This window comes from Bradyrhizobium sp. AT1 (assembly GCF_001590795.1).
In the GTDB taxonomy this organism is placed as follows: Bacteria; Pseudomonadota; Alphaproteobacteria; order Rhizobiales; family Xanthobacteraceae; genus Bradyrhizobium.
The window spans coordinates 4,765,847-4,785,996 of record NZ_JXDL01000001.1; the positions used below are offsets into that span (position 1 = coordinate 4,765,847).

The window sequence follows — 20,150 nt, forward strand, 5'->3', positions numbered from 1 at the left end:
TCTCCACAGGGACGGTAACAATCGGACTCGCCGTGAGCCCCCTCACCCGGATTGCATCTGCGATGCAATCCGACCTCTCCCCGCAAGCGGGGCGAGGTGAAGAAAGAGCGCCGCGCGAACGACAGATGACGAGGACCGAGTGACCCAGGCCAAAACACCTTCGAAGCCCCCCGTCGCCCCGCGCCGGCCGCATTCCTTCACGCGGCACGGGATCACCGTGACCGACGACTATGCCTGGTTGAAGGACGACAAATGGCAGGAGGTGCTGCGCGATCCCGCGGTGCTCGACCCCGACATCCGCAGATATCTCGACGAAGAGAACGTCTACACCGACAGCCTGCTCGGCCATACCGCGCCCTTGCAGAAGACGCTGGTGCGCGAGATGCGGGGACGGATCAAGGAGGACGATTCCAGCGTGCCGTCGCCGGACGGGCCGTTCGCCTATTTCCGCAGGTTCCGCGAGGGCGGCCAGCACGAATTGTTCGGCCGCATGCCGCGCGACGGCGGCGAGGGCGAGATCGTGCTCGACGGCGACGCGCTCGCCAAGGGCCACAAATATTTCAAGTTCGGCGGCAGCCGGCACTCCTGGGATCACAAGCTGCAGGCCTGGAGCGCGGACACCAACGGCTCGGAGTATTTCTCCATCCGCGTCCGCGACTGGGCGAACGGCAAGGACTTTGACGACCTCGTCGAGGAAACCGACGGCGGGGTGGTCTGGGCCGCGGATGCCAAGTCCTTCTTCTATGTGAAGCTCGACGACAACCACCGCCCGATGCAGGTGTGGCGTCACAGGCTCGGCACCAAGCAGGCCGACGATACGCTGGTCTACGAGGAGCAGGATGCCGGCTGGTTCACCCATCTGCACGAGAGCACCAGCGGCCGCTTCTGCGTGATTGCCGGCGGTGACCACGAGACCTCGGAGCAACGCCTGATCGATCTCGCCAACCCCGAGGCACCGCCGCGGCTGGTCGCGGCGCGCGAGGAAGGCGTGCAATATTCGCTGGCCGATCGCGGCGATCAGCTCTTCATCCTGACCAATGCCGACGATGCCATCGACTTCAAGATCGTCACCGCGCCGCTCGCTTCGCCGGAGCGTGCGAACTGGCGAGATCTGATCCCGTATCGTCCGGGCATCTACATCATCGACCTCGATCTCTATGCCGGCCATCTGGTGCGGCTGGAGCGTGCCAATGCGTTGCCCTCGATCGTGATCCGCGATCTCACGTCGAACGAGGAGCACGCCATCGCCTTCGACGAGGCCGCCTATTCGCTGGATACGATGGGCTCCTACGAGTTCAACACCACGAATTTGCGCTTTGCCTATTCGTCGATGACGACGCCGTCGGAGGTCTATGACTACGACATGGTCACGCGCACGCGCACCTTGCGCAAGCGCCAGGAGATTCCCTCGGGCCACAATCCGGCCGACTACGTCACCACGCGCATCATGGCGAAGGCGACTGATGGCGCCGAGGTGCCGGTCTCGATCCTTTATCGCCGCGAACTGAAGCTCGACGGCTCGGCGCCGCTCTTGCTCTATGGCTACGGCTCCTACGGCATGGCGATGCCGGCCTCGTTCAGCACCAACCGCCTGTCGCTGGTCGACCGCGGCTTCGTCTACGCCATCGCCCATATCCGCGGCGGCGCCGACAAGGGCTGGGGCTGGTATCTCGACGGCAAGCGCGAGAAGAAGACCAATTCGTTCGATGATTTCTCAGCCAGCGGCCGCGCGCTGATCGCTGCGAAATACACCAGTGCCAAGCGTATCATCGGCCATGGCGGCTCGGCCGGCGGCATGCTGATGGGCGCGGTGGCCAACCGCGCCGGCGAATTGTTCGCCGGCATCGTCGCCGAAGTGCCGTTCGTCGACGTGCTCAACACGATGCTCGACGACACCCTGCCGCTGACGCCGCCGGAATGGCCGGAATGGGGCAACCCGATCGAGAGCGAGAAGGATTTTCGCACGATCCTGTCCTACTCGCCCTACGACAATGTCGCGGCGAAGGAGTATCCGGCGATCCTGGCGATGGGCGGGCTGACTGATCCGCGCGTCACCTATTGGGAGCCAGCCAAATGGATCGCCCGCCTGCGCGCCACCATGAAAGGCGGCGGCCCGGTTCTCCTGCGCACCAACATGGGCGCCGGCCATGGCGGCGCCTCGGGCCGGTTCGACCGGCTCGATGAGGTCGCGATCGTGTACGCGTTCGCGCTGTGGGCGGCGGGAATGGCGGAGACCGAGGTGTAGCCACATCCACCGCTGCAGCAACAACTTCCGCCGTCGCCCCTGCGAACGCAAAGGCCCGTACCGCGTGATGTATCGGTGGAGTGCGGCAGCAGTACCGGCAAAGGCTTCTTAACTAGAAGTCTTCGCCAAACGCCCCCTGGGGTTATGGGTCCCGGATCAGCGCTCCGCTGCGCTGCGCTTGTCCGGGACGACATCGAGCATGAGGCGCGCCTACCTCACACCGCCCCGTGCGCTTCCACATACAGCGCATACACCGAATGGCTGCTCGCCATGTACAGCCGGTTGTTCTTCGGCCCGCCGAAGCAGAGATTGGCGCAGCGTTCGGGCAGCTTGATGAAGGCGAGCGGCTTGCCGTCCGGATTGAACACCATGACGCCGTCGAGGTCTTCGGGCCTCGCCTTGAGCTGAAACACCTTGCGGCCGCCGACGTCGCTCGGCTCGGATGCTAGCGCGCCGTTGGAGCCCCAGCCGCACCAGAGATTGCCGTCGCGGTCGACGCGAAAGCCGTCGAGCGAGCCCTGGTCGGCGGCGTCGATCAGCTTGGTCTTGCCGCTGAGCGCGCCGTCGTCGCCGACATTGTAGCTCCAGATGCTGCGGTTCGGCGTCCCCTTCCACTCCACGATGTAGAGCTTCTTCTCGTCCGGCGAGAAGGCGAGGCCGTTGGGATTGACGAGGTCGGTGAGCACGGCGCTGATCTTGCCGTCCTTGGCGATGCGGTAGACGTTGGTGGTGGCCTGCTCGGCCTTCTCCTTCTTGCCTTCCCACTCGCCGTTGATGCCGAACAGCGGATCGGTGAACCAGATGCTGTCGTCGGACTTCACCACGATGTCGTTCGGCGCGTTCAGGCGCTTGCCCTCGAACTTGTCGGCGAGCACGGTGATCTTGCCGTCCTTCTCGGTGCGGGTGATGCGGCGGGTGACGGAATGCTCGCAGGTGACGAGGCGGCCCTGGCGGTCACGCGCATTGCCGTTGGCGTAGTTGGCGTTGGCGCGGAACACGCTGGTCTGTCCGGTCTTCTCGTCGAACTTCATGATCCGGTTGTTGGGAATGTCCGAGAACAGCAGGTAGCCGCCTTCGGGGAAATAGGCCGGGCCTTCGGCCCAGCGGAAGCCGGTCGCGACTTGCTCCACCGTCGAGGAATAGAGCCGGTATTTGGCGAAGCTCGGATCGAGGATCTGGACCGCGGGATCAGGATAGCGCTGGTTCGGCGTGAACGGAAACGACTGCGCGCCGGCGGCGCGGGCGAGCAACGTGGAAGCGGCCACCGCACCAGCGCCGGCCATGAGGTTACGTCGCGTGAAGTTCATGGAAATCCTCCCTGCTTGTCAAAAGGCCGGCGCTTGATGCGGCCGGCCCGTTTCTCGACGTGATTTCGTTATGCCCTTAGCGGCCGTTCTTCTTCCGCCATTCCGCGAAATCGGTGAGCGTCTGCGGGTCGGTGGCGGGATAGAGACCGAAGATGCCGCGGCCCTTGCCCACCTCTTCCGTGACGAAATCCTCGAACGCCGTCATCTCGAACGTCTCGTTGGCGATCTCGTCCGCAAGATGCGCGGGGATGACGATGACGCCGTCGGCATCGCCGAGGATGACGTCGCCCGGAAACACCGGCGCATCGCCGCAGCCGATGGGCACGTTGATCTCGATCGCCTGGTGCAGCGTCAGGTTGGTCGGCGCGCTCGGGCGGTGGTGATAGGCGGGAATGCCGAGCCTGGCGATCTCCGCGGAATCGCGAAAGCCGCCGTCGGTGACGACGCCGGCGACGCCGCGCTTCATCAGGCGCGTCACCAGGATCGCGCCGGCGGACGCCGCGCGCGCGTCCTTGCGGCTGTCCATCACCAGCACGGCACCCGGCGGACAATCCTCGACCGCCTTGCGCTGCGGATGCGAGCGGTCCTTGAAGACCTCGATCGTGTTGAGGTCCTCGCGCGCCGGCATGTAGCGCAACGTGAAGGCTTCGCCGACCATGGTCGGCTGGTCGGAGCCGACCGGATGCACGTCCTGGATCATCTGGATGCGCAGGCCGCGCTTGAACAAGGCGGTGGCCACGGTCGCGGTGGAGACAGCTTTGAGCTTGGTGCGGGTGGCTTCGCTGAGTTTTGTCATTGTTGAGCTCTCTCTGTCGTCATTCCGGGGCGCGCGTAGCGCGAACCCGGAATGACGGGGTCATCAATAGATCGAAGGCTCGCCGATCGGCGCGCCGAAATCGGTCTCGAGGAAGTCGAAGTCGCAGCCGTCATTGGCCTGCTTGATGTGTTTTGTGAACATCCAGCCATAGCCGCGCTCGAAGCGGCGCTCGGGCTGCTTCCAGGCGGCGCGGCGTTTTTCGAGCTCGGCTTCGGGGACGTCGAGATTGATGGTGCGCGCGGCGACGTCGAGCGTGATGCGATCGCCGTTCTGCACCAGCGCCAGCGGGCCGCCGATGTAGGATTCCGGCGAGACGTGCAGGATGCAGGCGCCATAGCTGGTCCCGCTCATGCGCGCATCGGAGATGCGCACCATGTCGCGCACGCCCTGCTTCACGAGCTTGGTCGGGATCGGCAGCATGCCCCATTCCGGCATGCCCGGCCCGCCCTGCGGCCCGGCATTGCGCAGGATGAGGATGTGATCTTCGGTGACGTCGAGGTTGGGATCGTCGACCGCCTTCTTCATCGAAGGATAATCGTCGAACACCAGCGCTGGTCCCGTGTGCTTGAGGAAGCGCGGCGCGCATGCGCTCGGCTTGATGACGCAGCCGTCGGGCGCGAGATTGCCCTTGAGCACCGCGAGGGCGCCCTCCTTGTAGATGGGATTGGCGACCGAGCGGATCACGTCGGCATTGTGCACCTCGGCGCCTTCGATGTTCTCAGCCACCGTCTTGCCTGTCACGGTGATGCAGTCGAGGTGCAGATGCGGCTTGATCTGGCCCATCAGCGCCGGCAGGCCGCCGGCGTAGAAGAAGTCCTCCATCAGATAGGCATCGCCGCTGGGACGGACGTTGGCGATCACGGGCACCTTGCGGCTGGCGATCTCGAAATCGTCGAGGCCGATGTCCTGGCCGGCGCGGCGGGCCTGGGCGATCAAATGGATGATGGCGTTGGTCGAGCAGCCCATCGCCATCGCCACCGCAATGGCGTTCTCGAAGGCCTTCCGCGTCTGGATCGCCTTCGGCGTCAGATCCTCCCACACCATCTCGACGATGCGGCGGCCGCATTCGCTGGCCATGCGGATGTGGTTGGCGTCGGCGGCGGGAATCGAGGAGGCGCCGGGCAGCGTCATGCCGATCGCTTCCGCGATCGCGGTCATGGTCGACGCCGTGCCCATGGTCATGCAGGTGCCGTAGCTGCGGGCGATGCCGGCTTCGATGTCGAGCCAGTCCTTGTCGGAGATCTTTCCGGCGCGGCGCTCGTCCCAATATTTCCAGCCATCCGAGCCGGAGCCGAGCGTCTTGCCCTTCCAATTGCCGCGCAGCATGGGGCCTGCCGGCAAATAGATCGCCGGGATGTTCATCGAGGTCGCGCCCAGCAGCAGCGCAGGCGTGGTCTTGTCGCAGCCGCCCATCAGCACGACGCCGTCGACCGGGTGGCTGCGCAGCAGCTCTTCGGCGTCCATCGCCAGCAGATTGCGATAGAGCATGGTGGTGGGCTTGAGCAGGGATTCCGACAGCGACAGCGCCGGCAGTTCCAGCGGCAGTCCGCCGGCCATCAGGATGCCACGCTTGACGTCGTCGACGCGCGACTTGAAGTGCATGTGGCAGGGCTGCGCGTCCGACCAGGTGTTGAGGATCGCGATGATCGGCCGGTCCTTCCACTCCTCCGGCGCGTAGCCCATCTGCATGGTGCGGGAGCGATGGCCGAACGAGCGGAGATCGTCAGGCGCGAACCATCGCGCGCTGCGGAGCTGGTCGGGTGTTTTTTTCTTGGTCATGATTGGGTGCCCCATTTCTGCACGGTGTTCCGCTCGATGGCGCGGAAGATCAGGTTCTCGACAAAGAGCCCGATGATGATCACCGTCAAGAGGCCCGCGAACACTGCGGGTATGTCGAGCAGGTTGCGGTTCTCGAAGATGAACCAGCCGAGCCCGCCCTGGCCCGAGGACACGCCGAATACCAGCTCGGCCGCGATCAGCGTACGCCAGGCGAAGGCCCAGCCGATCTTGAGGCCCGTGAGGATCGAGCCGAACGCCGCAGGGATCAGAATCTTGGCAACGTACGGCAGTCCACGCAGGCCGTAATTGCGCCCGACCATGCGCAGCGTGTTGGACACGCTCTTGAAGCCGGAATGGGTGTTGAGCGCGACCGGCCACAGCACCGAATGGATCAGCACGAAGACCAGGCTGCCATTGCCGAGGCCGAACCAGATCAAGGCGAGCGGCAGCAGCGCGATCGCCGGCAGCGGATTGAACATCGCGGTCACCGTCTCCAGGAAGTCGGTGCCGATCCGGGTCGAGATGGCGAGGATGGTGAAGATCGCGGCCAGCATGATGCCGGCCGAATAGCCCATGAACAGCACCTTCAGCGAGGTCCAGGCCCGCGTCGGAATGGTGCCATCCTTGACGCGATCGAACAGCGTGATCGCGGTGTCGTGCAGCGTCGGGAACAGCAAGGGATTGTCGAGGGTAACGCCGTAGGCTTCCCAGATCGCCGCCAGGAACAGGATGATGACGGTCTTGCGGACGAAGCCGTCGTTCCACAACATTTCAGGCACGCTCAGCTTGCGCTCGACCTCGCCGGCAGCCGAAGCGGCGACCGGCTCTGCGCGCAGCAATATCTTGGCTTCGCCCATCAGAGGCTCCTCAATGCGCGGTGGCTTCGCCGGCGAACAGGAGATCGTGGATCTCCTTCTCCAGCCGGCCGGCGCTGCCGTCTTCGCTTCCGACCTTGTCGACATCGACCACCTCGGCCTTGACGCGGCCGGGATGCGGCGACAGCAAGAGGATGCGATTGCCGATGCGGATCGCTTCCGCGATCGAATGGGTCACGAACAGCACGGTGAACTTGGTCTCGCTCCAGAGCTGGAGCAGCTCGTCCTGGCAGGTCCGGCGCGTCAGCGCATCGAGCGCCGCGAACGGCTCGTCCATCAGGAGGATATCAGGCTCCATCGCCATGCCGCGCGCGATCGCGACGCGCTGCTTCATGCCGCCCGACAGCGTGTGCGGATAGGCATCGACGACGCGGGTCAACCCGACCTTCTCGATATAGGCCCGCGCCTTCGCTTCCGCGTCCTTGCGCGAGAGCTTGCGCGCGGTCAGCAGCGGGAACATCACGTTGGCGAGCACGCTCTTCCAGGGCAGCAGCTGGTCGAACTCCTGGAAGATCATCATGCGATCGGCGCCGGGGCCGTGGATCTCACGGCCGCCGATCGTCATGCGGCCCTCGCTCGGGCTCATATAGCCGCCGACGGCCTTGAGCAGGGTCGACTTGCCGCAGCCGGAGGGGCCGAGCAGCACGAAGCGGTCGGACTTGTCGACCGTAAAGCTCACCCTCTCCGTGGCGGTGACGACGGCGCTGGAGGTCTTGTAGCGCAGCGTCACGGAGCTGACGTCGAGCAGCGCCATCAGTTGCCCTTCAGATCGTGCGCGACGGGCAGATAATAGTCCGTCCAGGCCTTGGGCTGGTTCTTCAGCGTGCCGGTCTTGAACAGATGGGCCGCGAATTTCATCGTGCCCTGCGGCTCGAGATTCCACTCCATCATGCCGGGCTCCTTGAGAAGAGCGAGCAGCTCCTCGACCGAGGTCTTGTCGCCGGTGATCTCCTTGTAGATCTCGACCGCCTGTTTGGTATCGCTGCGGATCAGGTCCTGCGCTTCCTTGGTGGCGTCGCGCACGGCCTGGATGATCTTCGGATTGGCGTCGGCGAACTTCGTGGTGGTGAAGAACTGGGCCTGGCTGAGCGGGCCGCCCATCACATCAGGCGACGACAGCACGATATGCGCGCCCGGCACGTTCTTCAGCTCCAGGAAGGTGAAGGGCGGGATCGAGAAGTGGTTGTGCACCTCGTGCTTGGGGTTGGACAGCGCCGCATAAGCGTCGGGATGGCCGAGCTGCACGGTGTTGGCATCGAGCTTCGACCATTGGTCGGCGCCAAAGGCCTCGGCGGCCGCGATCTGCAGCACGATCGCCTGGGTCGACACCTTCACCGTCGGCACCGCGATCTTGTCGCTCGGGCCAAAGTCCTTGATCGACTTGATGTTGGCGTCCCGGCTGATCAGCGTCATCGGCTGCGCCGAGGTCGCGACGATGCCCTTGACGCCGCCGCGGGTGCGATCCCACAGCAGCAGCAAATTGCCGGTGCCGGTGTTGAGGATGTCGACGCCGCCCGCGAGCAGGGCGTCGGTCTGCGCGCCGCCGCCGGAGAAGGTGATCCATTTGGTGGTGACGCCGGAGACACCGAGAGAAGCCGCGTGCTTCTCGATCAGCTTCAGCTTCTCCATGATGTGGCTCGGCATGTAGAAAATGCCGGGCTGGCGCGACAGCGCGATCTCGGATTTCTGCTGGGCCCGCGCCGGCGAAGCCGCCAGCAGGCTTGCGGCGATCAGGGCGATGGCGGCAACGCCACGCTGAAATGGCTTGATCATAATTGTTGGTTTCCTCCGGCCGGCATTGACGAGCGACCCTGCTGATGCACTAATGCATTAGTGCATCAAAGGCAAGCCCGCCGGAGCCCTTCGCATGGAAACCGCCCATCCCGCGCCCCGCGCGAGCGCCCGCCGAGGCCCGCGGTTGGACCGGGCCCGGCAGGCCGCACCGCAGGTGTTCGAGCGGCTGCGCAACGCCATTCTCGCGCTCGAACTGCCGCCGGGCTCCCCGCTGTCGCGCACCGATCTCGCCGCACAATTCGGAGTCAGCTCGACCCCGATCCGCGACGCCCTGATGCGGCTGGAGGAAGAAGGTCTGGTCGACGTGTTTCCGCAGCACGCGACCGTGGTCAGCCGGGTCGATGTCGGCCGGGCCGAGCAGGCGCATTTCCTGCGCCAGGCGCTCGAGCTGGAGATCGTCCGGCTGCTCGCGGAGCAACACGACGAGGCGCTGGTGCTCCGCCTCGACCACGCCATCGCACTGCAGCAGCAATTCGCCAAGGCCGGCGATTTCGCGAGCTTCATCGCCGCCGACAATGATTTTCACGCGGAGCTTTATGCCGCGGCCGGCAAGCAGGAGCTGTGGACGCTGGTGCGCAGCCGCAGCGGACATATCGACCGGCTGCGCCGGTTGCATCTGCCCTCGCCCGGCAAGGCCCAGAACATCGTCCGCCACCACAGGCTGATCACCCGTGCGATCGAAGCCGGCGATCCCGACGCCGCGCAGGAACATCTGCGCAAGCATCTGTCGGGCACGCTGAGCGAGCTCGACAAGATCCGCAGCCATTATCCGGAGTATTTGACGGATTAGAGCGATGAGACGCTGGAGAGGTGAACGAGCCGGCGGCCTCGATTCCAAGCCTGCGGTTACTCCGTCTCAGGCCGCATTCCGGCGGCTTCGCCGCTCCGGCCCGCGATAGTCCGAGTCGCGGCTCTTGCGGCGGTCCATCGGGCCGCTGCGCAGCTTGACGAAGAAGGCCTGAACCTCGGCCGCGAGCCGTTCGGCCGCTCCCGAGACCTGGTTCGCCGCTCCCCTCACGTCGTCGGCCGAGCGGTTGGTTTCCGCGATCGCGCCGGAGACGGTCCCGATGCTGGTCGCCAGGGTCTGCGTGCCCGAGGCCGCCATCTGAACGTTCTGCGAGATCTCTCGTGTTGCGGCGCCCTGCTGCTCGACAGCACTGGCAATCGCCGCGGTCACCTCGTCGATCCGGCGCATGGCTGTCGCGACCTCCTTGACCGAGGCGACGGCACTGCCGGTCGAATACTGGATCGCGGTCACGTGCTGGGCGATGTCCTGCGTCGCGTTGCGGGTCTGGTCGGCCAATGCCTTGACCTCGGAGGCCACCACCGCAAAGCCGCGGCCGGCCTCGCCGGCGCGCGCGGCCTCGATGGTCGCGTTCAGCGCCAGCAGGTTGGTCTGGGCCGCAATCGCCTGGATCAGATCGACCACCGAGCTGATGCTCTGGGCGGCATGCGCGAGGCCTTCGATCTCGGCCTCCGAGCGTGCGGTGACATCGCCAGCCGACCGCACGGTCGTGTTCGACAGTTCGATCTGCCGGCCGATCTCGACGATGGAGCTGGCAAGCTGCTCCGCGGCGGCAGCGACGGTCTGGACGTTGACCGCGGTCTGCTCGGACGCGGTCGCTGCGGACGCGGCCTGGTTCGTCGCATGGTGGGCGATGCCGCCGAGACTCTCCGCGGTCTGCCGCATGGTGCCCGCATTCTCGCCCACCAGCGCGAGCAGGTCGCGCGAGGTTACGCGAAACTCCTCGACCGCGCACTCCATGTTGCGATTGGCCGCCTCGCGCGCCTCCGCCTCGCGCGCAAGGCCTGCCGCAGCCTGCTGCTGGGCGATCACGTTGTCGCGGAATTTGGCCACCGCCTGGGAGACGGTTCCGATCTCGTCACCGCGTTCCGCCGTCCTGAATGCGACACTGGTGTCGCCGCCGGACAGCCGCGCGGAATCGTCCACCAGCTCGACGATCGGACGCGTGATGGACCGCGCGACCAGGATCGCGATCGCGGTGCCGAGCACGAGCCCCGCGGCGAGCAGGATCCATTGCAACTGCAGCAGCCACTCGGCCTCGTCGGCCACGCGACGTGCGTCCCCGACGAGCTTGGACTGCTGGTCGCTCTTGAGGCCGCCGGCACGCTTGCCCTCCGCGTCCTTGCGCCCGTCGAGCAGATCGAGGATGCGGGCCGCACGCGGCGCCGCCTCGGTGGACAGGATGAAGACGGGCATGTTCCATTGCGGCGTCTGGCGGATCGCGAAGATCTTCCCCGGCGATGCCGCGAAGGCGTCGTTCGCCTTGACGATGGCCTGATAGGCGGTTCTCTGCGTGGATGTCAGCAGCGCTTCCTGGGTCCCGACTGCGGCGAGCGCGGCTTTGAACGTCGCGAACGGCTTCTCGAATTTGTCGCGGTCGGCGGCCTCGCCGGAGGCCACATAGAGCCGCAGCTGCGATCCCGCTGCGGCGAGATTGCCGCGGACGTCGGCGAAGGTCTTGAGCAGGTGCTTGCGCTGTGGCGTCGCCTCCAGCGTCTCCTCCTCGTCGATCATCCCTGTGATCTCGGCGAACATCGTCGCGATCAGCGGCGCCGCCTGTTTCGTCAACAGCTCGCTCGCCGGATAGGCCGACGGTGTGAAGGCGGCCAGCTCGGCGTTGTCCTGGGCGTGGCGGAATTCCGCGATCAACGCCCGCGCCTCGCTCCAACTCGCCTTGTTCTCCGCGCTGGAAAATCCTTCCGCCATGCGGTCGACCGCGGCCATTGTGCGGTCGAGCTCGGCCCAGACCGCCGCGCGGTCGCGCTTGCCCTGCGCGTCGCCTGTCAGCAGGTAGCCGCGCAGCGTCGAAAGCGTAGAATAGAGATTGCCGACGAGTTCGGTGCTCGCAATCGCGACCGGCGTCCGCTGGTTCGTCACGGTCTTGATGCGCGAGGAGATCTCGGAGACCCCGGTGACGGTGTAGATCACGGTCGCCGCAAGCAGGACGCAGATGAGCGCGAAACCGCCGAGCAGCCGGGTGCGAATTCCGGTGTTCGTCATCGATTTGAACATGGGGCTCTCGTATTGAATTCGTTTGATCGACGGTCTCGCCGGGTGGGCCGGAGGGGGCAATACGATCCGTGGCAATTGACTGCTGGAACCGGCACCAATTCTGGTCAACCGCCTTTAATCTCCGGTGAAACCTCGCCTCCGTGCAACTACGGCGAGAACAATAGTTCTGGCCGCCTTGCCGCGGGGATCCAGAGGTGGGCGCGAACGCCATGTGCACGGAACCATGCATAATGGCGGCGCCGCGCCGAGGCCGGGCCAAGCGACCTCGCACCATTTCGCGAAGTGCTTGCAGGCTGGACGGAATCCGCGCAACAATTTCATCTTTGATGGTTTGATTTGCGGCCGGTAGGAATCTTCCATCCGGCCCGGAGGAATTCAGACGTGGCCAACATCCTGATCGTGGATGACGACCCGGCCGTTCAAATCACGATCCGGCTGCTGCTGGAGAGGGCCGGTCATCACGTCACCGTCGCCGGCGATGGCCGCAAGGGACTTGCGCTGTTCGAGGCGGGCCGGTTCGATCTGTTGTTTCTCGACATCTTCATGCCCGGGATGGACGGGCTGGAGACGATGCGGCACATCCGGGCGCTGGTCCCAGCCATTCCGATCATCGTCATTTCCGGCCGCTCGATCACGCCGGACGCCTATGCAGAGCCGGACTTCCTGAAGATGGCGACCAAGCTCGGCGCCGTGGCAAGCCTGCAAAAGCCATTCAGACCCGGGGCACTGCTCGCCGCGGTCGACGGCTGCCTGAAGGCAGGCGAGCCGGAGGGGTCCGATGTCAGCTCCGGCCACCGATAACGAGGCCTCCTCCGCTTCAGGCCAGATCGGCCGTGATCGTCCGGGAAGTCCTGCGAGCATCCCCATGACGCTCGCCACGCGGCTGGCCGTCGCAATGATCTTGCTGGTGGCGGTCACGGTGGCTGCGGTCGGTTGGCTGGGCTATCGCAACACCACGCAAGCGGTGATTCCGCGCGTGCTGGAGCGGGTCGAGGCCCAGTCCCGCCTGCTCGCGGCCAGCCTGGAATCCTATGTTGCCGGCGCTCGCGGCGATTTGGTCGGCTATCGCTCCGCCGCAGCCATCAACGGCCTGATCCGAGCGCATGTCGGCGGAGGCGTTGATCCTTCCGACGGCGTCTCGGAGCAAACCTGGCGCGCGCGTATCGCCACGCGGCTCGCCGCCGAGATCGAGGCCAAACCCATCTACGGGCAGTTTCGCATCATCGGTCTCGACGACGACCAGCGCGAGCTGGTGCGCGTCGACCGCTCGGGGCCGAACGGAGCCGTGCGGATCGTGCCCGACGGCGAGCTGGAGCGGAAGGGCGAACGCGCCTATTTCCACGACACGATACGGCTGGCGCCGGGCGATATCTACGTGTCGCCCATCGACCTCGCGACCCGCCAGGGCGGCACCACGGATCCGCACGTGCCGACACTGCGGGTCGCGACGCCGCTGTTCACGCCGGATGGCAAGCCGTTCGGCATCATCATCGCCAATATCGACATGCGTCCGGCCCTCGAGCACATCCGCGCGACGGCGAACTCGGGTGGCGAGATCTACGTCGTGAATTCGCGCGGCGACTATCTCGTTCATCCCGATCGCACGCGCGAATTCGGTTCATTGCGAGGACGCCCCACCAACTGGCGCGATGATTTTCCGTTCTTCTCGGCCATGGCCGGCACCTCAGACGTGTCCACCCGGCTGATGACCGACAGGTCGGGCCGGCCGAGCGGCGCGGCGATCGCGCCGACGCTGCTGGCGGGCAAGGAATGGGTCGCCATCATCGTGACCATTCCCCCGGCCGTCTTCGGCCGGGTGCCGGCCGCGATCCAAAAGACATCCGTGCTGGTCGGCGTGCTCGCCGTCCTCGCCGCGGCTGCGCTCGCGGTGCTGCTGGCGCGCTCGTTGACGCGCCCGATCGGCCGGCTGACCGCGGCCGTGGAGGCGATCGGCCGCGGAAAGGCCGCGGACATTCCCGTCGATGCCAGCGGCGAGACCGGCGTGCTGGCGCGGGCTTTCGCCCGGATGGTCGAGGAGACAAGGGCGAAAACGGCCGCTCTCGAGCGCGAGATCCGGGAACATCGCCGCACCGAGGCCGCGCGAAGCCATCATGCGGCGCGCGAGCATTTGTTCAGCGCCGCCGTCGAATCATCCGACGACGCGATCGTGATGCAATCGCTCGATGCCGTCATCACGGGATGGAATCCTGCCGCCGAACGGCTCTACGGCTATTCGGCCGATGAGGCGATCGGGAAATCCACCTCGATCATCGTTCCGCCCGACCGCCGTGACCATGGCAAGGACTATCTGGCGCGGATCGCCCGGGGTGAGCCGATCGAGCGGTTCGAGACGGTGCGCCTGCGCAAGGACGGCACGCCCGTCGAGATCTCCCTCAGCCTGTCGCCGATCAAGGGCCCTTCGGGCGAGATCATCGGCGCCTCCGGAACCGCGCACAGCCTCACCGAGGCGCGGCGGGCCGAACGGCAGCTCCAGCAGCAGCTCGAGGAACGCCGGCAGATCTTCGACACCTCGCAGGATCTCATCATGATCATGGATGCGCGGGGGCATATCGCGCAGATCAGCCCGAGCAGCGAGACCATTCTCGGCTACCAGCCGGATCAGATGATCGGCCGCAGCGGCGCCGAGTTCATTCATCCGGACCATCTGGCGCAATCACGCGAGGATATGCGCGCGCTACGGCGCGGCGAACGCCCCAAGCTCGGCGACACCCGCTGCTTCCACAAGAACGGACACGAGGTCTGGCTGTCCTGGCTCGGCAGCTGGTCCGAGCAGGCGCATCGCTTCTTCTTTGTCGGACGCGACATGACGGAAGCGCGGCTCGCGCAGGAATCGCTGCGCGAGAGCGAGCGGCTCGCCCGCAACATCGTCGAGACCTCGCTCGACGCCTTCATCCAGACCGACGAGACCAGCAGCATTCTGAACTGGAACTCGCAGGCCGAACAGCTGTTCGGCTGGCGCCGCGACGAGGTGCTCGGCAAGAGCACGATCGACCTCATCGTCGCCGAGAGCGAACGCGAGAGGGTCAGGGCGGGCCTGAAGCTGTTCCTGGAGAACGAGGACGGCAGGACGCTGAACCGCCGCCGGGAGCTCCTGTGCCGCCGCCGCGACGGCAAGGAATTCAAGGCCGAGCTGAGCGTCACCGCGCTGAAGCGCCGCGAAGGCCTGCTGTTCAACGTCTTCTACCGCGACCTCACCGACAAGATCGCCGCCGACGAGCGCATCCGCCATGCCGAAAAGATGGAGGCGGTCGGCCAGCTCACTGGTGGCGTGGCGCACGACTTCAACAACATCCTCACCGTCATCACCGGGACGATCGAGATCCTCGCGGAGGCCGTCGAGAAGGAGCCGCAGCTCGCGGCCATCACCAAGATGATCGACGAGGCGGCCGCGCGCGGCGCCGACCTGACCCAGCACCTGCTCGCCTTCGCGCGCAAGCAGCCGCTCCAGCCGCGCGAGATCGACATCAACTCGCTGGTCGTCGACACCGCCAAGCTGTTGCGGCCGACGCTGGGCGAGCAGATTCAGATCGAATCGGTGTTCGAGGGAGAGAATTGCGTCGCGATCGTCGACCCCAACCAGCTCACCACCGCGATCCTCAACCTGGCGCTCAACGCCCGCGACGCCATGCCGGGTGGCGGCAAGCTGATCGTGGAGACCGGCGCCGCCTATCTCGACGAGGTCTATGCCAGCGTTAACGATGTCCGCCCCGGCCATTACGTGCTGATTGCCGTGAGCGACACCGGCACCGGAATCCCAGCGAACATCCTGACCAAGGTGTTCGATCCCTTCTTCACCTCGAAGGGACCGGGCAAGGGCACGGGACTCGGACTTTCGATGGTCTACGGCTTCATCAAGCAGTCCGCCGGACACATCAAGATCTATAGCGAGGAAGGCCACGGCACCACGATCAAGATGTACCTGCCGCCCGGCAAGACGCCGACGGCGGCCGGCGAAGGCGTCACGCCGGCGACGATCGAGGGCGGACACGAGACGATCCTGGTGGTCGAGGACGACAGGCTGGTGCGCGACTACGTGCTGGCGCAGCTGCATTCGCTGGGTTACGTCACCTTGCAGGCCGCGAACGCCGCGGAGGCGCTCGCGATCGTTGCGGCCGGAAAGCCGTTCGACCTTCTGTTCACCGACGTCATCATGCCCGGCAAGATGAACGGACGGCAGCTCGCCGACGAGCTCCAGAAGACGCGGCCCGATCTCAGGGTGGTCTACACGTCAGGTTATACCGAGAACGCGATCATCCATCACGGCCGGCTGGATTCCGGCGTGATGCTGCTGGCCAAGCCCTATCGGAAATCGGATCTGGCGCGCATCATCCGCAAGGCGCTGAGCGTGTGAGGCCGTAGCCCGGATGGAGCGCAGCGCAATCCGGGGCAGTCTTGCCGAACGCGCGAGCCCCGGATTTCGCTTCGCTCCATCCGGGCTACGCAAGGTCGCTGACAGAGCTCTCGTAGGGTGGAGGCGCACTTGCGCCGTGCCCACGATCTCTCTCTACATCGTCTGACGCTACGAGGCGCGCTGGGCCGCGGTCATCACGATACGGATCAGATCGGCGGCGTTGCGCGCGCCGAGCTTCTTCATGATGTTGGCGCGGTGGTCCTCGATGGTGCGCGGGCTGATGCCGAGGGTGCGGCCGGCTTCCTTGTTGGACGCACCGGAGGCGAACTGCTCGAGCACCTCGCGCTCCCTGCGCGTCAGCGGCTCGCGTCCGGGGAAATGCAGCGAGCCGAATTTCGGCGAGGCGTTCTCCGCCTGCCTGCGCGCATAGGCACCGATCGCCTCGTCGAGCCGGCCGACGATCTCGCTGCCGCGGAACGGCTTCTCGATGAAGTCGAGCGCGCCGCTCTTGATCGCGCCCACCGCCATCGCGATGTCGCCCTGTCCGGAGATCATGAAGATCGGCGCCGGATAGTCCTCGCCCTGCAGCTCCTTGAGAATGTCGAGGCCCGACTTCCCGGGAATGTTCACGTCGAGCAGGATTGCAGCAGGCGTACGGTTTCGCGCGACGGAGAGCAGCGCTGCACCGTCCGCAAAACAGATCACCTCATAGCCCGCCGCCTTCAACACCATCGACAGGGTGTCGCGAACGGCAGGGTCGTCATCGACTACGAAGATTTCACCGCGAGAGCTTTGTTCGGCCATGTGCCACATCCGGTTGGCATGAAGGACTCGCGTCCGCGCCAACCGTTTATGGCGTTCGGCGCGGATTCGGCCCACCCGTATTTGTACGGGACATGGACTTAACGCACAAGTAGCGGCGTGGTGCCTAATTGCGGGGTACGGAGAATATCCATGCTAAATTACGCTGGCACACCCCCGCTCGCCGCGATGGCTGACACCGACAGCCGTCAGTTGATTGCAGCCGAACTTCGCTCCCTGATCGCGCGCATCGACCTCAGTATGCGTCTGATCGACGCGGCCATGGAGGAAGAAGACGCGGGCGGTGTTACGGGTTCCAACGAGATTGTGGTGCTCGACGACGTTACGCCCCGTTATGCCACGGCAAGCGCCGCCCTCAACGCGTGCCGGGCTGAACTCGGCCAGGCCTTGCGACAGCTAGCGGAATCCGGCAACCCGGCATAGAGCGCGATCGGCGCCGCACGCCGACCGCATCGCATGGCAGCTCCGCGGCTCAGGCGCGGTGCCGTTCCACGATCGCGTCGGTGGCGACACCGCCCCAGGTGTGGATCGCCGGAAGGCCCATCGCGGTCTTGCCGAGATTGGCGAGGCTGATGCGCAAGGCCGCGAGGTCGAGCGGCTTCGGCAGGCTCTGGAGCTCGATCCCGACGGACCGGGCGAAGCTGCGAGCGGCACTGCGGCGCTTGCCGTCCATGCCGCTGATGACGATCACGGCGCCGCCGAACTTCGCCGCCGCCATCTCGCGCAGCACGTCGATGCCGTCGCCATCCTCGAGCACGAGATCGAGCGTCACGCAATCGAAGCGGGCGGCGCGGAGCTTCTCGATCGCGTCCGCCACCGACGGCGCCACGGTGACTTCGTGGCCGGCCTGCTTGGCGGCGACCGTGATCAGGCTGCGCTGCGTGGCGTCGTCATCGACCACCAGGAGCTGAAGCGCACGTCGCTCAGTGCCATCGGGCAGGTTTGACGGGAGGGGGGAAAGAGAACTTCTGGGCATTACCGTATCCTGAGATTGAGACCGTCAACGGATACACGGTTCGCGCTTAAGCGACGTAAAGCGGCCGGTGCAAATTCGCTCGGATGTTTCAGCAAATATAAAGCAACGTGGCGGACAGCGCGGCGGCTGCCATGCCGATCAGGCCGCCGCGTCGCGACCGCCGGCCGCACCGCGCTTCTTCCGGTTCTTGCCGCGCAGGAACTGGATGTCCATCTCGGCGCCATTGACGCGGACCAGCTCGCAGCGGCGGTAGGCGAGGCCCGTGGACGACAACAGCAGGAAGAACTCTTTCAGGTTCAAGCCCTGGATCGAGCCTTCCACCGTCAGGATGGCGTCGGTGTCGGAGATCGCGTTGAGCTTGCAGTCGCGGCGCCAGGTGCCGTCGATGGCCATGATGCAGACGTCATAGCCGCGACTGAAAGTTACGCGTTCCGTACCCTTGCCATCCTCGGCCATGTCTATCGTCCTGCCATGACCGCCATGCGCGGTGCTGCGCCGGCGAGAACCGGCTTGGCGGCAGCAGTGCGCGGATCGTTCGGCTTGTAGAGGCCGCGCCGCTCCGGAATCGGGCGGAACGTGTCGGTCAGGCCGACCACGGTTTCGGCCGCGCCCAGCACCAGGAAGCCGTCGGGCTCGATCTGGCGCGCCAGCCGGTTGAAGATGTTGATCTTGGTTTCCTGATCGAAATAGATCAGCACGTTGCGGCAGAAGATGACGTCGAAGGTGCCGAGCTGCGCGAAATCGTGCAGCAGGTTGAGCTGGCGGTGCTGGATCATCGCGCGCAGCTCGGGATTGATCTGCCAGGTCTCGCCGGTCTGCTTGAAATATTTCATCAGCATCTGGATCGGCAGGCCGCGCTGCACCTCGAACTGGCTGTAGATGCCGGCCTTGGCCTTCTCCAGCACCTCCTGCGACAGGTCGGTGGCGATGATCTCGACGCGCCATCCGGTCAGGGCCGCACCCATCTCCTTCAGGCTCATCGCCAGCGAATAGGGCTCCTGCCCGGTCGAGCCGGCGGCGCACCAGATGCGCACGCTGCGGCGGCCGGCACGGGCCTTGATGATCTCCGGCATGATGTGGTCGCGGAAATGATCGAACGGGACCTTGTCGCGGAAGAAGAAGGTCTCGTTGGTGGTCATGGCTTCGACCACGTCGGTGATGAGCTGACGCGCGCCGCCCTGCAGCTTCTGCACGAGCTCGGCGATGCCGGAGAGCCCGGCCTTGCGGGCGAGCGGCAGCAGGCGGCTCTCGATCAGATATTGCTTGTCTGCGGACAGGTCGAGCCCTGAATTGTCCTTCAGGAACTTGCGCAGATACTCATACTCGGTCGGGGTCACGGATGGCCTCTTCGAAGCTGTACTGGAACACTCTGGCCAAAGCACTTCGGCCAGACACACTCAGACCATGGCTTGTCCGACCGGGATCAAACCAACCTCTGCGAACTTATCGGCGATGATGTCCTTGTCGAAGGGCTTCATGATGTACTCGTTGGCGCCGCCGCTGAGCGCCTGGGCGATATGAGCCACGTTGTTCTCGGTGGTGCAGAACACGACCTTGGGCTCGTCGCCGCCGGGAAGGCGGCGCATGTGGCCCATGAATTCGAAGCCGTCCATCACGGGCATGTTCCAGTCGAGCAGCACCGCATCGGGCAGCTTGCGCTGGCAGATCTCCAGCGCCTTCGAGCCGTCCTCGGCCTCGGTGACTTCGAATTCCAGGCCTTCCAGGATCCTGCGCGCGATCTTGCGCACGACGCTGGAATCATCGACCACCAAGCACGTCTTCATTTTGGTTCTCCGGCTTCGATGTTTTCGTTGGCTCAGGCAGCCATTTGCACTTTGGTTTCGAGCTCGAGGACGCGATCGACGTCGAGGACGACCATGAGCTGTCCGTCGAGGCGGTGGACGCCGCCGGCGAGCTTGGCCATGCGGGGATCGAGGTTGACGGGGTTTTCTTCCATGCCGGCTTCGGGCAGGCGCAGCACTTCGCCGATCTGGTCGATCAGCAGGCCATAGGATTCGCCGCGCAGGTCGACGCCGACCGCCATCGGTACCTTGCCGTCCTCGGGCTGCGGCAGGCCGAGACGCGCGCGCATGTCGACCACGGTGACGATGCGGCCGCGCAAATTG

18 protein-coding genes are annotated in these 20,150 nt (G+C 65.4%); 5 read left to right on the forward strand and 13 right to left on the reverse strand.

Annotation, left to right across the window (positions count from 1 at the left end):
- Nucleotides 1-139: 139 nt before the first annotated feature.
- On the forward strand, nt 140-2,245 hold the full coding sequence (locus SE92_RS22100; protein WP_063198337.1) for a S9 family peptidase: 2,106 nt from the start codon (nt 140-142) through the stop codon (nt 2,243-2,245).
- Nucleotides 2,246-2,460: 215 nt separating this feature from the next.
- Here SE92_RS22100 and SE92_RS22105 read toward each other — a convergent pair whose 3' ends face one another.
- The 6 genes from SE92_RS22105 to SE92_RS22130 form a co-directional block, all read right to left on the reverse strand.
- Entirely contained in the window at nt 2,461-3,552 is a 1,092-nt protein-coding gene (locus tag SE92_RS22105) for an SMP-30/gluconolactonase/LRE family protein (protein WP_063198338.1), read from the reverse strand.
- A 76-nt stretch (nt 3,553-3,628) separates the two neighbouring features.
- Nucleotides 3,629-4,348: a ribonuclease activity regulator RraA gene (locus SE92_RS22110; protein WP_063198340.1), complete on the reverse strand. Its 720-nt coding sequence runs from the start codon at nt 4,346-4,348 to the stop codon at nt 3,629-3,631.
- A 63-nt stretch (nt 4,349-4,411) separates the two neighbouring features.
- Nucleotides 4,412-6,148, reverse strand: coding sequence for an L-arabinonate dehydratase (gene araD, locus SE92_RS22115; RefSeq protein ID WP_063198342.1), 1,737 nt, complete (start codon nt 6,146-6,148; stop codon nt 4,412-4,414).
- Nucleotides 6,145-7,005, reverse strand: a complete 861-nt coding sequence (locus SE92_RS22120) for an ABC transporter permease (protein ID WP_063198344.1) — start codon at nt 7,003-7,005, stop codon at nt 6,145-6,147. Before SE92_RS22120 ends, araD begins: the two co-directional genes overlap by 4 nt.
- 10 nt (nt 7,006-7,015) lie before the next feature.
- On the reverse strand, nt 7,016-7,777 hold the full coding sequence (locus SE92_RS22125; protein ID WP_063198345.1) for an ABC transporter ATP-binding protein: 762 nt from the start codon (nt 7,775-7,777) through the stop codon (nt 7,016-7,018).
- The gene (locus SE92_RS22130) at nt 7,777-8,796 is read right to left on the reverse strand and encodes an ABC transporter substrate-binding protein (RefSeq protein ID WP_063198347.1); all 1,020 of its coding nucleotides are present in this window, start codon (nt 8,794-8,796) and stop codon (nt 7,777-7,779) included. Before SE92_RS22130 ends, SE92_RS22125 begins: the two co-directional genes overlap by 1 nt.
- Before the next feature lie 94 nt (nt 8,797-8,890).
- Between SE92_RS22130 and SE92_RS22135 the strand changes: the two genes are divergently transcribed.
- A complete protein-coding gene (locus SE92_RS22135; RefSeq protein WP_063198349.1) occupies nt 8,891-9,607 on the forward strand; it encodes a GntR family transcriptional regulator in 717 nt (238 codons plus the stop codon).
- Between the two features lie 66 nt (nt 9,608-9,673).
- Here SE92_RS22135 and SE92_RS22140 read toward each other — a convergent pair whose 3' ends face one another.
- Nucleotides 9,674-11,854 (reverse strand): HAMP domain-containing methyl-accepting chemotaxis protein, encoded by a 2,181-nt coding sequence (locus SE92_RS22140; RefSeq protein WP_063198350.1) that lies wholly within the window; start codon nt 11,852-11,854, stop codon nt 9,674-9,676.
- A 381-nt stretch (nt 11,855-12,235) separates the two neighbouring features.
- Here SE92_RS22140 and SE92_RS22145 point away from each other — a divergent pair, with 381 nt between their 5' ends.
- On the forward strand, nt 12,236-12,655 hold the full coding sequence (locus SE92_RS22145) for a response regulator (RefSeq protein ID WP_063198352.1): 420 nt from the start codon (nt 12,236-12,238) through the stop codon (nt 12,653-12,655).
- Nucleotides 12,633-16,226, forward strand: a complete 3,594-nt coding sequence (locus tag SE92_RS22150) for a PAS domain S-box protein (protein ID WP_063198353.1) — start codon at nt 12,633-12,635, stop codon at nt 16,224-16,226. The genes SE92_RS22145 and SE92_RS22150 overlap by 23 nt, the downstream gene beginning before the upstream one ends.
- 168 nt (nt 16,227-16,394) lie before the next feature.
- On the opposite strand, the gene SE92_RS22155 is transcribed toward SE92_RS22150, so the two are convergent.
- Nucleotides 16,395-17,030, reverse strand: coding sequence for a response regulator transcription factor (locus SE92_RS22155; protein ID WP_063198355.1), 636 nt, complete (start codon nt 17,028-17,030; stop codon nt 16,395-16,397).
- Between the two features lie 150 nt (nt 17,031-17,180).
- On the opposite strand from SE92_RS22155, the gene SE92_RS22160 reads away from it, so the two are divergent.
- Nucleotides 17,181-17,471 carry a hypothetical protein gene (locus SE92_RS22160; protein WP_063198356.1) on the forward strand — a complete coding sequence of 97 codons (291 nt, stop codon included), beginning with the start codon at nt 17,181-17,183 and terminating at the stop codon, nt 17,469-17,471.
- Between the two features lie 49 nt (nt 17,472-17,520).
- On the opposite strand, the gene SE92_RS22165 is transcribed toward SE92_RS22160, so the two are convergent.
- From SE92_RS22165 to SE92_RS22185, 5 genes are all read right to left on the reverse strand, one after another.
- Nucleotides 17,521-18,024 carry a response regulator gene (locus tag SE92_RS22165; protein ID WP_063198358.1) on the reverse strand — a complete coding sequence of 168 codons (504 nt, stop codon included), beginning with the start codon at nt 18,022-18,024 and terminating at the stop codon, nt 17,521-17,523.
- Nucleotides 18,025-18,162: 138 nt separating this feature from the next.
- Entirely contained in the window at nt 18,163-18,480 is a 318-nt protein-coding gene (locus SE92_RS22170) for a hypothetical protein (RefSeq protein WP_063198360.1), read from the reverse strand.
- A 2-nt stretch (nt 18,481-18,482) separates the two neighbouring features.
- A complete protein-coding gene (locus SE92_RS22175; RefSeq protein WP_063198362.1) occupies nt 18,483-19,361 on the reverse strand; it encodes a CheR family methyltransferase in 879 nt (292 codons plus the stop codon).
- 60 nt (nt 19,362-19,421) lie between these two features.
- Complete coding sequence (locus SE92_RS22180; RefSeq protein WP_063198363.1) at nt 19,422-19,808, reverse strand: response regulator; 387 nt, start codon at nt 19,806-19,808, stop codon at nt 19,422-19,424.
- A gap of 32 nt (nt 19,809-19,840) precedes the next feature.
- Nucleotides 19,841-20,150, reverse strand: a 310-nt coding sequence (locus tag SE92_RS22185; RefSeq protein WP_198172750.1) for a chemotaxis protein CheW, incomplete at its 5' end; no start/stop codon positions are given.

Bases quoted from the DNA above. Each gene is read 5' to 3' on its own strand.
- SE92_RS22105 (WP_063198338.1), bottom strand. From the start codon at position 3,552: ATGAACTTCACGCGACGTAACCTCATGGCCGGCGCTGGTGCGGTGGCC.
- SE92_RS22110 (WP_063198340.1), bottom strand. From the start codon at position 4,348: ATGACAAAACTCAGCGAAGCCACCCGCACCAAGCTCAAAGCTGTCTCC.
- araD (WP_063198342.1), bottom strand. From the start codon at position 6,148: ATGACCAAGAAAAAAACACCCGACCAGCTCCGCAGCGCGCGATGGTTC.
- SE92_RS22120 (WP_063198344.1), bottom strand. From the start codon at position 7,005: ATGGGCGAAGCCAAGATATTGCTGCGCGCAGAGCCGGTCGCCGCTTCG.
- SE92_RS22125 (WP_063198345.1), bottom strand. From the start codon at position 7,777: ATGGCGCTGCTCGACGTCAGCTCCGTGACGCTGCGCTACAAGACCTCC.
- SE92_RS22130 (WP_063198347.1), bottom strand. From the start codon at position 8,796: ATGATCAAGCCATTTCAGCGTGGCGTTGCCGCCATCGCCCTGATCGCC.
- SE92_RS22135 (WP_063198349.1), top strand. From the start codon at position 8,891: ATGGAAACCGCCCATCCCGCGCCCCGCGCGAGCGCCCGCCGAGGCCCG.
- SE92_RS22140 (WP_063198350.1), bottom strand. From the start codon at position 11,854: ATGTTCAAATCGATGACGAACACCGGAATTCGCACCCGGCTGCTCGGC.
- SE92_RS22150 (WP_063198353.1), top strand. From the start codon at position 12,633: ATGTCAGCTCCGGCCACCGATAACGAGGCCTCCTCCGCTTCAGGCCAG.
- SE92_RS22155 (WP_063198355.1), bottom strand. From the start codon at position 17,030: ATGGCCGAACAAAGCTCTCGCGGTGAAATCTTCGTAGTCGATGACGAC.
- SE92_RS22160 (WP_063198356.1), top strand. From the start codon at position 17,181: ATGCTAAATTACGCTGGCACACCCCCGCTCGCCGCGATGGCTGACACC.
- SE92_RS22165 (WP_063198358.1), bottom strand. From the start codon at position 18,024: ATGCCCAGAAGTTCTCTTTCCCCCCTCCCGTCAAACCTGCCCGATGGC.
- SE92_RS22170 (WP_063198360.1), bottom strand. From the start codon at position 18,480: ATGGCCGAGGATGGCAAGGGTACGGAACGCGTAACTTTCAGTCGCGGC.
- SE92_RS22180 (WP_063198363.1), bottom strand. From the start codon at position 19,808: ATGAAGACGTGCTTGGTGGTCGATGATTCCAGCGTCGTGCGCAAGATC.